This is a genomic window from Thermodesulfobacteriota bacterium (assembly GCA_040753795.1).
Taxonomy (GTDB): Bacteria; Desulfobacterota; Desulfobacteria; order Desulfobacterales; family Desulfosudaceae; genus JBFMDX01.
The window spans coordinates 61,170-73,662 of the sequence record JBFMDX010000012.1 but is presented as its reverse complement, the minus strand read 5'-3'; the positions used below and the strand labels follow the sequence as shown (position 1 = coordinate 73,662).

Genomic DNA, 12,493 nt, shown 5'->3' with positions numbered 1-12,493 from the left:
ATGAATGAATTTTCAGAACATTATACTCACCCTGCAAAAATTCTGGATAGACCGGGGGTGCGTTCTGGCACAGCCTTATGACATGGAAGTCGGCGCCGGCACGTTTCATCCGGAAACGCTGCTCAGGGCCATCGGGCCGGAGCCCTGGCGGGTTGCCTATGTTCAGCCGTCCAGAAGACCGACCGACGGCCGTTATGGAGAAAATCCCAACCGGCTGCAGCACTACTACCAGTTTCAGGTGCTGCTCAAGCCGTCCCCGGCCGATGTCCAGAGCCTTTACATCAAGAGTCTCGGGGCCCTGGGAATCCGTCCGCAGGATCATGACATCCGTTTTGTCGAGGATGACTGGGAGTCCCCGACCCTGGGCGCGTCCGGCCTGGGCTGGGAGGTGTGGCTGGACGGAATGGAGGTCACCCAGTTCACTTATTTCCAGACGGCCGGCAGCATTGAACTGTCTCCCATTTCGGTGGAACTGACCTATGGCCTGGAGCGGATCGCCATGTACATGCAGCAGGTCGACAATGTTTACGACCTCCAGTGGACCGATGACGGCATCACCTATGGCGACCTGCATCACAAGCAGGAGGTGGAGCAGTCCGGGTATAATTTTGAACACGCCAGCGTGGACATCCTGCTGCAGTTGTTTGACCAGTACGAAACGGAAGCCTACCGGATCCTGGATCATTCTCTGGTGCTTCCGGCCTATGAGTACTGCCTGAAGTGTTCCCATACTTTCAATCTGCTGGACGCGCGGGGCGCCATCAGCGTCACGGAGCGGACCGGTTACATCAAACGCATCCGGGACATCGCCAGAAAATGCGCCCGGCAGTATCTGGACCAGAGAGAAAGCCTGGGGTTTCCCCTGCTGAACAGAAAAGGTGTTGTGACGACATGAAATCTGAGACTTTTTTATTTGAAATCGGAACCGAGGAGATACCGGCGGGATACATCGACCCCGCGCTTGATATGCTGTCTTCCCTGTGCCGGGAAAAATTAACCGCGGCCCGGATTGATCACGGCCAGGTTTCACTTTTTGGTACGCCCAGACGATTGACCGTTATGATTCGTGACGTGGCGGTGAAACAAACGGACGTTTCCGAAACGTTGACCGGTCCGCCGGTGAAAGCCGGCATCGACGCTTCCGGCAATTTCACGATACCGGCGCACAAGTTCGCCGAAAAAGCCGGTGTGCCCGTGACGGCGCTGAAAACGGTCAGTACCGATAAGGGAGAATATCTGGCGGCCCATCGTCTGGAGAAAGGCCGCAACACCCGGGACGTTTTAAAGGAAATCCTGCCGCAGATCCTGTCCGCCATGGTGTTTCCCAAAAACATGAAGTGGGGAAACCAGAAAGAACTGTTCGCGAGGCCGGTTCACTCCCTGCTGGCCCTGATGGGGAAAGGCCTGATCAAATTTTCCTGGGCGGGCGTCAACAGCGGCCGCTACAGTTCCGGCCATCCGTTCATGAGTTCCGGCAGGATTAAAATCGATCATCCGGATCAATACGCCGAAAAGCTGCTGCAAGACCATGTGGTGGCTGACCGGCAGGCCCGCAAAAACATCGTCCTCAATGAAATCAGCCGGATATCATCATCCCTGGGCGGACAGGTCCTGCCGGACAGCGACCTGGTCGACGTGGTCACCAACGTGGTCGAGTTCCCGGTGGCCGCATCCGGTCGTTTTGACAAGAAGTATCTGGCCCTTCCCCGTGAAGTTCTGGTTACCGCCATGCGGTCCCATCAGAAATATTTCGCCGTGGCCGACAGCCAGAATCGCCTGTTGCCGACCTTTATCGTGATCAACAACAACCAGGCATCGGACCTGACCCGGGTCACCAGGGGGCACGAGCGGGTCCTGCGGGCGCGCCTGGAAGATGCCATGTTCTTTTTTGAAAAAGACATGCGGACCCCCCTGACCGACCGGATCGACAGTCTGAAACGGGTTCTGTTTCAGGCCCGGCTGGGCTCTCTCCATGATAAGACGGAAAGGCTTAAGTCCCTAACGCAAGCCCTGACAGGAATGCTGATGATCACCGACGACGCCCTGCGGTCGGATCTTGGCCGGGCCGCCCAGCTTTGCAAGGCGGATCTGGTCACCCAGATGGTCATCGAATTTCCCAAACTTCAGGGAACCATGGGCCGGGTATACGCGCTGGCCGGGGGAGAGAATAAAATCGTTGCCCAGGCCATCGAGGAACATTATCAACCCGCTTTTTCAGGCGCGGCGCTTCCGGAATCCCCGTGCGGATCCCTGCTGGCCGTCGTCGATAAGGTCGATACCATCTGCGGCTGCTTCGCGGTCGGACTGATTCCCAGCGGCGCCTCCGATCCTTACGCGCTGCGGCGTCAGGGCATCGGCATGATTCAGATCCTCCTGAGCCGAAATATGCCGGTCTCCCTGAGCGAATTGATTACCGCCGCCATGCGTCCGTACGGCGCCGTGGAAGGCGCCCAGCCGTCGGAAGCCGCGGCCGAGGCCGTCATCGCTTTTCTTCGGGGCAGAATGTCTCAACTGCTTGTCGATGAAGGCGTTCCCCGGGATGTGGTCAATGCCGTACTGAACGCCTCGGCGGATCGTATCCCCGACGTCTGGAACAGGGCCAGAGCGCTTTTTGCCATGAAATCCAGTCCGGATTTCGAACCGCTGGCCGTCGCTTTCAAACGGGTTGCCAATATTATCAAGAAAACGGACGTGAAGCATGTCGGTCCGGTCAAGGAAGCCCTTTTCCAGCACGAAAGCGAGACCCGGTTGTATACCGCCTGCCGGGATACGGCCGGCAAGGTGTCAAGTCTGCTGTCCCAGGGACTTTACGATCAGGCCCTGCTGGAAATGGCGGCGGTAAGGCCGCCGGTCGATCGATTCTTTGATGATGTTCTGGTCATGGCTGAAGATCCCGGTCTGCGAAACAACCGGCTGGCGCTGCTGCTGCAGGTCGCCGGATTGTTCTCCGGTTTCGCGGATTTTTCGGTTATCGCCACGGACGTAAAAGACAAATAACTGGAAAAAGGAGGGGAAAATGCCGTTTGATCCCGAAAAAGACAAGGTTCTGGAAAAATGGGAATGTGAGGAAACCGGTTTGGTGGTTTCTATCAATCAGTATGCCAACGGGCAGCCCAAGGTGCAGATCGGCCCGCGGATGCTCAAGAAAAAGGACGGCAGCGACCGCGCTCCCGCCAAGGCCGGTCGATTGACCATGGAAGATATCCTCTGGCTTTATGATATCATCGATGAGGTCAAGGACAAGCTGTCTTCGCTGGCGGAACCGGAATAACAAGGAACGCTGATGGATGACGGCGTAAAAGATCCGGCCGACATCAAAAATCGCATCCAGGCCCTCCGCGAAGCCCTGCGCCATCATAATTATCGGTATTACGTTCAAGACGATCCGGAAATTTCCGACGCGGCCTATGACCGGATGTTCAGGGAGCTGCAGGAGCTTGAGACCGCCCATCCGGAGTTTGCCTCGGCCGATTCTCCGACCAGCCGGGTAGGCGCGCCTCCTGACGCGGCGCTGAAGACCGTCCGCCGTTCCGTGCCCATGCTCAGCATTAACAATGCGTTCACGGATGCGGACATTTATGATTTTGACAAACGCGTCAGGAAACATCTCCGCTCCGATGATCCCATCCGCTATACCATGGAGCTGAAGCTGGACGGCATCGCCGTCGAACTGGTCTACCAGGACGGTATGCTGATTCAAGGCACAACCCGGGGAGACGGGGTCACGGGTGAGGTCATCACGGCCAATCTTAAAACCATCAAAACGATTCCCGGCCTCCTGCGCCGTCAAGACAATTCGTTCCCGCCGCAGCGTCTAGAGGTCAGGGGAGAGGTTATCATGACCCGGGACGGCTTCTCCCGGCTGAACGACGACCGCCTCCGTAACAACGATCCTCCTTTTGCCAACGCCCGTAATGCCGCGGCGGGATCGCTCCGCCAACTGGATCCGGCCGTGACCGCAGCCCGCCCCCTGATGATGTTCGCCTACGGTATCGGTGATTTTTCCGGGATTGATCATTATGCCAGCCACTACGATCTTCTGTGCATGCTGGCCGACCTGGGTTTCACGATAAATGAATACACCCGCCCCGGAGTCACGATCAATGACGTCATCGATATATTCAGGCACACGGAGACGATTCGCGAATCCCTGCCCTATGATATTGACGGCATGGTCATCAAGGTCGACAGCCTGGAACAGCAGCGACTGCTCGGCGCTACTTCACGCAGTCCGCGCTGGGTGATCGCCTACAAGTTCGCGGCCGTCCAGGAAACCACCACCGTTGAATCCATTGAAATCCAGGTCGGACGGACCGGGACCATGACTCCCGTGGCCAATCTCCGGCCGGTGAGAATCGGCGGGGTCATGGTTTCCCGGGCAACGCTCCATAATGAAGACGAAATCAGCCGGAAAGACATCCGCGTAGGCGATACCGTTCTGGTGCAGCGTGCCGGTGACGTAATACCGGAAATCGTAAAAGTGATCACCGCCGGCAGAACCGGCCGTGAGACGATATTCCGGATGAGAGACACCTGCCCGGCCTGCGGTTCCCGGGCGATCCGGATCCAGGGAGAAGCGGCGACGCGCTGCGTGAATCCCTTCTGCCCGGCTCAGATCAAGGAACGGATCAAACATTTTTCTTCCAAGGGCGCCTTTGATATAGACGGTTTCGGCGACAAACTGGTGGAGCAGCTGGTGGACAGGGACATCGTCCGGTCCTTTGCGGATATTTTCCGCCTGGACCGGTCGGTCCTGATGAACCTGGATAGAATGGGGGAAAAATCGGCCGATAACATCATCGCCGCCATCGAAAAAAGCAAACAAATCGATTTTAACGCCTTTCTGTATTCCCTGGGCATCCGTCATGTCGGTGAACATGCCGCCCGGCTGCTGGCGGACGCGTTTAATGACGTGGAACAGCTTATGGCCGCCGGTACGGATCAACTGGATGAGGCCTTGAGAAGAACGGAAAAATCAGCCGGGAAAAAAGAGGAACGCCTGGTGGTTTCAGACAGTGTCAAACGGTTTTTTGAAGATCCGCACAATCAGGAACTGGTCCGCCAGCTCATCGACAGCGGTGTCAGCATCAGCTACCGTCGTTCCCTCACCAGCCGGGAGAACCGCGACGTCAGCGGTAAAACGTTTGTTTTCACCGGAACGCTGAAAAACTTCAGCCGGGATGAAGCCCGTGCCCTGGTGGAACAGGCCGGCGGACGGATTTCCGGTTCGGTCAGTTCACGAACCGATTACGTGGTGGCCGGCGCCGATCCGGGCTCCAAGCTTGAGAAAGCGGAGACACTCGGTGTTCCGATCATGGATGAGGAGACGTTTGCAAGAATAATCCGATCGGGTACCGGCGAGGCGCCGTTTCCGGGAGGTGATCCGCAATGAACGAAAAAATTCGCGTCCATGTCATTATTTCCGGTCGCGTTCAGGGAGTATGTTTCCGCATGGAAACCAAGAGAGAAGCCGATTCCTGCGGTGTATCCGGCTGGGTCAGAAACCTGCCGGACGGCAACGTCGAGGCCGTTCTGGAAGGAGAGCGATCTCTGGTGGAAGCGGTTGTCGCCTGGTGCCGGCAGGGGCCTCCCGCGTCCCGAGTCAGCAGGGTAATCGTTACGGAACAACCGGCCGGCGGCGATCAGCAGGGTTTTCGAATCGTTCGATAAGCGGAAGAGGGGGGGGGGCATAAAAAAAACAGGCGGCGGTTGATTACGCTCATGATAGCGATCAACCGCCGCCGGCTTGTTTAAAAAAACGTCAGGGATATTACACGGCGTCCTGCAGCGCTTTACCGGCCTTGAACTTGACGACGTTGCGCGCTTTGATTTTAATCGTTTCGCCGGTTTGAGGATTGCGACCCTTGCGGGCTTTGCGCTGAACTTTAGAGAAGGTGCCGAATCCGACCAGTGTCACCTTGCCGTCCTTCTTTTTCAGCGTTTTGGCAACCGAAGCCATCAATGAATTTAAAGCCGCGCCGGCGGCAACTTTGGAAATGCCGGCATCTTTTGCCATCGCGTCGATCAATTCGGATTTTGTCATTACTTTCCCCCATTGTTTTTTGTTAATAACAGTTCGTCTCAAACCCTCTTCATTGCGACATTTGCACAGGTCAATCGTTGATGTCAATAGATTTCTCAATGCCTGGCGTTTTTTTAAACCGGCAATCCGGCGCCGGTTCTGGCCTGGCGGGCGGCCTACCGGGAGGATCAGAGCAACGCCTCTGTAAATTTCTCCGCGTCAAAGGGCTGAAGGTCGCTGACCTGCTCACCGATACCGATAAACCGCAAGGGAACATGAAAGGTGCGGCAAAGATTTACCGCTATCCCGCCTTTGGCGGTACCGTCAAGTTTGGTTAAGGCGATGCCGGTGACGTCGGCCGCCCGGATGAACATCTCCGCCTGGGACAAGGCGTTCTGCCCGGTCGTGGCGTCAAGCACCAGCAGCACTTCGTGGGGCGCGTCCGGCATTTTTTTGGTTATCGTCCGTTTTATTTTTTTTAACTCTTCCATCAGATTGGTCTTGGTGTGCAAGCGGCCGGCCGTGTCAATCAGCACGATATCGACACCTCTTGCCTGGGCGGCTTCCAGCCCGTCAAAAACAACCGCGGCCGGATCGGAATTTTCCCGGTGTTTGACAAAATCCGCTCCCGTGCGCTGCGCCCAGATTTCCAGCTGTTCTATCGCCGCGGCCCGGAACGTATCTCCCGCCACCAGCATCACCTTTTTCCCGGATTGAATGTATTGAGCGGCAAGTTTTCCGATGGTTGTCGTTTTGCCGACGCCGTTGACGCCGACCACCAGTATGATCCACGGCCTGAAATTCATTTCCGAAGACACGGGCGGATGGTCATTGTCCATTAGGTAGGAGCGCAGAATATCCTTCAGACTGTTTTTTAAATCATCGCTACTGGAAATCTTCAGGCCGGACAGCTGTTCAATAATTTCCATGGCTGTCTTAACGCCGATGTCGGCCGTGATCAGCCGTTCTTCCAGATTATCCAGCGTGTCCGGAGAAACCGGTTTTCCGGATTTAAAAAGCTGGTCGATGTCCGTGGTCAGGATTTGTCGTGTTTTGGACAGCCCTTTTCTTAATCGCTGGTAAAAACCGCTGGAAGAGGGCGCCCGGCTGTCTTTTTCCTGATCATCATCGTGGGACGAAACGGAAGCGCTCTCCGCCGGTGGAGACGGTGGATTTTCCTGTACGATGATGTCGGATCCTTCCTCAGGCGCCGCTGTCGTGCTGCCGGAAGACGGATCATCCCCGGCCTTATTGTCCGCGGACGGCGAGGATTTTTTTTTGAAAAAACTAAATGCCATTTTTTAGAGATACCCTCGATAAGGATGATATTAGTTCAACATCGCCTGTTGATGTTTTTGTCCGTTTCCGTTGGAAAGACTGACCGATACGATTTTGGAAATCCCTTTTTTCTCCATGGTAACACCAAGCAGCTGGTCGGCAAACTCCATGGTCTTCTTGTTGTGGGTAATCATAATGATCTGGGATTTTTCCCCGATAATTTTCAGCAGTTCGTTAAACCGGTAAACATTGGCCTCGTCCAGCGGCGCGTCAATTTCATCCATCAGGCAGAAAGAGGTCGGTTTTAACAGAAATATTGAAAAAATAAAAGCGATGGCCGACAAGGCTTTTTCTCCGCCGGAAAGAAGGGAAAGACGGGTCAGTTTCTTCCCGGGAAGATGGATCATCAATTCCACACCGCTTTCCAGGGGCTGGTTGGGATCAGCCAGCACCAGTTCCGCTGTTCCGCCATCAAACAGACGGGGGAACACCTCGTTCATTTTCTGATTGATGGCGTTGAAGGTGTCAAGAAAAAGCTGCTGGGAAACACGGTTGATCTTTTTAATCACCTGGTGGAGATCTTCGATGGCCGCGACCAAATCATCATGCTGGCTGGTAAGAAATTCGAGACGGTTTTTATGCTCTTCATACTCAGTGATGGCGCCGAGGTTGACGTCTCCGATGCGGGCCAGCTTTTCCCGGAGGGTGGTCAGTTCGTTTTCCATGTCCGGAATGGTTTTGTCCGTTTCAGACAATCGCTGTTCATATTCCTGGCGAATGGTCGCAAACGCGGCATGATAAAGGTCTTCCAGTTTATGAACCAGACCTTCCTGTTTAACGGCGCGGTCCAACTGCTCTCTATCCAGAAACCGGATATTTTCGGCATTTTTTTCCCGCTGACTGCGTATGTCGGCAAATTTACGGTCGGTCTCGGAAATGCGTTCGGAAATAGTCGTGTACATGGATTCATGCTCGGATAACTTTCCTTCCAGGCTTTCCAGATTTCCGTAGCCCGCGGCCAGCTGTTGTTCGCATTGCCCGATGGATGCCGTGACGGTTTCCATTTTCGCCTGTTTGGAAGCGATTTCGGAGGCAATCTGATCCCGCCGCTGGACGGCTTCCACCTGAAATGACCGGAGCCGTTCCATGGTTTTCCGGTTGCTTTCCAGTTCGGCCTGTGAGGCCGATAATTTCAGGCGCAGCTCCATGGTCGCCTGATTGAACTCTTCATATTGCGTCGCCGCGCGGTTGACCGCTTCATGGGACTGCTTGATCAGGGTTTCCGTTTCCTGCATCTGCTGCTGAATCGAGGCAAGGGTCTGCCGGACCTTGTTGATCTCGTCATCCAGATCGCTTTCTTCTCCGTCCAGGTGCTGTTCTTCCAGTTCCAGGATCTCCAGCCGCTGGACGGCGGCATCCAGATCCGTCGATATCCGGTAACTCTCCTTTTCCAGTTCCATCTGCCGGGCAACGGCCTGGTTCCGGCTGTTTTTCAGTTGCTGGAGATCCTCTTCCAGTTCCCGGACATCTTTTTCAATGGCGGACTGGGTCTGTCGGGCCTGGTCCAGCTTCATGGCCAGGTCTTCGATCTGCCGGGCCAGATCCTTTATTTCCTGCTTTTTGGACAGGATACCGTCCATCCTGTCTTTACTGCCGCCGACAATAATTCCCAGGGGAGAGACCAGGTCGCCTTCACGCGTGACGACGGTTTTCCGGGTCGATCCGTTGGGCTGATGCCAGAGCTTCAGCGCTTCATGGAGGTCCGGAGTGACAAATACCCGGCCGATAAGGGTGGTGATGAGGGGCTTATATTCCTGGCTGACGGTGATATGATTAATCAGAAGGTCGGGTGAGGTTGACGATACCGGTTCCGGCGCGGCTCCCGTCAACTCATTAAATTCGGCAACCGGGATAAAACCGCTTCTTCCGGAATGGTTGGCTTTCAAACCATCAATCCACTGTACGCCGGTCTGCTGGCTGTCCACCAGAATATATTGGAGGGATTCCCCCAGGGCGGCTTCAGTCGCGGTTTCAAAACCCGGTTCCGGCTTGACGATATCGGCGATGACACCCATAACGGGGGAACAGCCGTCGGCTGTCTTTTCATCGGCCGCCTGCTGCAAGATACTTTTTACGCCGTCCTTGTACCATTCAAAATTTTCGTCAAGCTTCTTGATTTCCGTATATTTGGACCGTATCCGGTTTTTCTCCATGTCGGTGGACTGCACCAGCTTGACCTGGTTGGACAGGGCTTTATGCTTTTCATCCAGTCGGTTTCCCGTTACGGATATCTGTTCGTTCATTTCAGCGATCTGCTGAACAACGGTTTCGATTTCCGTCTTTATCCTTTCCTGATCATGTTTTAACCGGGTGGTATTTCTGGCCGCGGTAATTCTGTCCGTGCGGATTTCCTGCTTGCGTTTTAAAAGCGACTCCTTGCTTTCGGAGACATGCTGACAAATATTATGGTACTTGGCCTCATCAGCCGTCAGCCGCATCAGATCGCTTTTCCGGGTTTCCAGGATCTTTTTTAGGGCTGTCACTTCCTGGAGAATCTGCTGGGAAGCCTCCTGCCTTTCCTCCAAAGCCGCCCTGATCTGCTGATTGCTTTCCCGGACGCGGGCATCGGCCGCCTCAACTTCCGCGATCTCCGACGTCATCCGGGCGTTTTTCTCGCTGATGATCTTCTCTTCTTCCTTCAGCCTGAAGGTATCCGTTTCTATGCGGTCCCGATCCTGCCGGAAATAATCCAGATCCTTTTCGGCCTTGTCGATGGTTCGCTGACACTCATATCTCTTTTCTTTCAGGTCGGCGATTTCCCTGTCTTTGATGTCTTTTTCATGTTTGATGGCCTCGATCGCGGCATCCAGTTTTCCTATCTCCGCCGCGTGCGTGTTGTCGATATCCCGCAGCGACTGAAGCAGGGCGTCGGTTTCGGATATTTTCCGGCCATATTCGTTATAGGCATTGAGGGAAATGAGAATGTCCAGGACTTTGATGGCTTCCCGGTAGTCTTTGTATCGTTGAGCGGTTTTGGCCTGACGGTTCAGACTGTTCATCCGCTGCTGAACCTCTGCCATAATGTCCTTGACGCGAAGCAGGTCCTGGTCGGTTGCTTTGATTTTCCGGAGCGTTTCCTCTTTCCGGGTTTTGTAACGGGTAACCCCGGCCGCCTCTTCAATAAACGTGCGGCGTTCTTCCGGCGTGGCCTCGGTAATGGCCCCGATATTTCCCTGCTGAATAATTGAATAGGAGCGGGCGCCCATGCCGCTTCCCATGAAAATGTTATAAATGTCCTTCAACCGGCAGGGTTGTCTGTTGATGAAATAGGCGCGCTCCCCGGAGCGGTACATCCGCCTTGTAATCATAATTTCCGACAGGTGTTTTAATTCTTCAGGAGCCGAGCCATTATCATTGACCAGCGTCAGGGAAACTTCAGCCATATTGACCGGGGATTTTCCATCGCTTCCGGCAAAAATGACATCTTCCATGGATTTCCCGCGCAACTGAAGGGCGCTCTGCTCACCCATGACCCATTTCAAGGCGTCAATAATATTGCTTTTGCCACAACCATTCGGGCCGACAATCGAAAAAATACCGGGAGGGAAATGGATCACGGAACTTTCCGGAAATGATTTGAAGCCGCTCAATTCAAGTTGTTTAAGCCTCATGGTCAACTCCTCCTGCCGAACAAAAAAGGCAGATAACATCAGGTTTATAAAATCAGATAGATTTAAGAAGAATCTCTTGGATTATTTTCTGTGAATGATCTATCAGGTCGAATCCGGTTTGTAAAGAAAAAAACACAATAAGAAGTGGAAAATAATCGGCAAAGACACTATATATAGTATCTGGCTCATTTTACAGCCAAACCGGACCGGGCGAAGACAACCAGACATATAACGTCTGATAAGATATATTATGTAAACTTTTAGAATAAAATAAAAAGGAGACGGTATCGGCCTGAAAACAAATGGAATGGCATGGCCGGCTGGTCATGCCCTGTTGAGTCAAAAACAAAACTATTTTTTGAGAAGTTCTCTTATGGCGGGAACGATGTAAACCGATTCAAGGTTCATCTCTCTTAAGCACTCGGCCAGCGTGTCGATTTTTTCCCGAATCGTCAACCGCTTATCCATGATAAAAAACTGGTGGTCCCTTATTTTGCACAACCCGCTGGACACATGGATCCCGGCGTTACGGAAGTTATGCTCTTTGACCGTTATGCCGATTTTTTCCGCTGATTCTTTCAGGTTATGGTATAATTGATCAGGCTTCATATTAAAGTCTTCTTATCTGAATTCGTAGCGATTATGACCGGTTTTAGTTGAAAACTTTATTATTTGCACTATAATATAAAATACAAAAAGTTTAAACCAAAAATGCATGAGAGTCTGCTTAGAGTTAATAATCATATAATAACAGTAACTTGTAAATTTGGAGGAGTGTTATGAAGGATCCCGTTTTGGTCAGAGAAACCGGACAAGCCCGGACTGTAGTGAACAGTTTTATCCAGAGCGTATATAACTGGATGGCCATCGGTTTGGCCCTGACCGGTTTTATGTCCTATTATGTGGCCGGAATCATAGAGAACATGATTGTCTCCAACCCTGCCGCTCTTCAGTCCATCCAACCGGTCTTTTTCATCCTTATCATAGCGGAACTGGGCCTGGTCTTTTATCTTTCCGCCCGGATCCAGAAAATAGAGTCCGGTACAGCCACAGCACTCTTTATAATTTACGCCATTCTAAACGGCGTGACGCTGTCATTTATATTTATGGCTTACACGCTCTCTTCTATTGCCTCGACGTTTTTTATCTGCGCCGCGACGTTTGGCGCCTGCAGCGTTTATGGCATGGTCACCAAAAAAGACCTGACGGGCGTTGGACAGTTCATGTTCATGGGGTTGATTGGCATTATCATCGCTTCTCTTGTCAATATCTTCCTGAAAAGCGCCGGAATGTCCATGATCATCAGCTATATCGGCGTCTTTGTCTTTGTGGGCCTTACCGCTTACGACACCCAGAAGCTGAAAATCATGGCCCTGTCCCAGCCGGATGGACTGGACGCGGCCGTGGTTCGAAAAGGGGCCATCATGGGTGCCCTGTCCCTTTACCTTGATTTCATCAATATGTTTTTATTCCTGCTGCGAATTTTCGGAACCAGCAGGGACTAAAGCAAACAACTATATTT

10 protein-coding genes are annotated in these 12,493 nt (G+C 53.2%); 6 read left to right on the top strand and 4 right to left on the bottom strand.

From position 1 onward, the window contains the following. Positions 1-4 precede the first annotated feature (4 nt). Genes glyQ through AB1724_13930 form a run of 5 tightly spaced genes read left to right on the top strand, consistent with a single transcriptional unit; the run spans position 5 to position 5,670 of the window. Positions 5-895 carry a glycine--tRNA ligase subunit alpha gene (gene glyQ / locus AB1724_13950; protein ID MEW6078913.1) on the top strand — a complete coding sequence of 297 codons (891 nt, stop codon included), beginning with the start codon at positions 5-7 and terminating at the stop codon, positions 893-895. Next, positions 892-2,997, top strand: a complete 2,106-nt coding sequence (gene glyS / locus AB1724_13945) for a glycine--tRNA ligase subunit beta (GenBank protein ID MEW6078912.1) — start codon at positions 892-894, stop codon at positions 2,995-2,997. The genes glyQ and glyS overlap by 4 nt, the downstream gene beginning before the upstream one ends. A 19-nt stretch (positions 2,998-3,016) precedes the next feature. Continuing rightward, the gene (locus AB1724_13940; protein ID MEW6078911.1) at positions 3,017-3,271 is read left to right on the top strand and encodes a hypothetical protein; all 255 of its coding nucleotides are present in this window, start codon (positions 3,017-3,019) and stop codon (positions 3,269-3,271) included. A 12-nt stretch (positions 3,272-3,283) separates the two neighbouring features. After that, complete coding sequence (gene ligA, locus AB1724_13935) at positions 3,284-5,392, top strand: NAD-dependent DNA ligase LigA (protein MEW6078910.1); 2,109 nt, start codon at positions 3,284-3,286, stop codon at positions 5,390-5,392. Then, entirely contained in the window at positions 5,389-5,670 is a 282-nt protein-coding gene (locus tag AB1724_13930) for an acylphosphatase (protein ID MEW6078909.1), read from the top strand. Before ligA ends, AB1724_13930 begins: the two co-directional genes overlap by 4 nt. Positions 5,671-5,770: 100 nt before the next feature. Here AB1724_13930 and AB1724_13925 read toward each other — a convergent pair whose 3' ends face one another. The 4 genes from AB1724_13925 to AB1724_13910 all read right to left on the bottom strand — a co-directional run bounded on the left by AB1724_13925 (position 5,771) and on the right by AB1724_13910 (position 11,580). After that, on the bottom strand, positions 5,771-6,043 hold the full coding sequence (locus AB1724_13925; protein ID MEW6078908.1) for an HU family DNA-binding protein: 273 nt from the start codon (positions 6,041-6,043) through the stop codon (positions 5,771-5,773). Between the two features lie 167 nt (positions 6,044-6,210). Next, positions 6,211-7,320, bottom strand: a complete 1,110-nt coding sequence (gene ftsY / locus AB1724_13920; GenBank protein ID MEW6078907.1) for a signal recognition particle-docking protein FtsY — start codon at positions 7,318-7,320, stop codon at positions 6,211-6,213. A gap of 30 nt (positions 7,321-7,350) precedes the next feature. Then, a complete protein-coding gene (gene smc, locus AB1724_13915; GenBank protein ID MEW6078906.1) occupies positions 7,351-10,971 on the bottom strand; it encodes a chromosome segregation protein SMC in 3,621 nt (1,206 codons plus the stop codon). 351 nt (positions 10,972-11,322) lie between these two features. Further along, positions 11,323-11,580, bottom strand: coding sequence for a hypothetical protein (locus AB1724_13910; protein MEW6078905.1), 258 nt, complete (start codon positions 11,578-11,580; stop codon positions 11,323-11,325). Between the two features lie 170 nt (positions 11,581-11,750). On the opposite strand from AB1724_13910, the gene AB1724_13905 reads away from it, so the two are divergent. Then, on the top strand, positions 11,751-12,476 hold the full coding sequence (locus tag AB1724_13905; protein MEW6078904.1) for a Bax inhibitor-1/YccA family protein: 726 nt from the start codon (positions 11,751-11,753) through the stop codon (positions 12,474-12,476). The last annotated feature ends 17 nt before the right edge of the window (positions 12,477-12,493 follow it).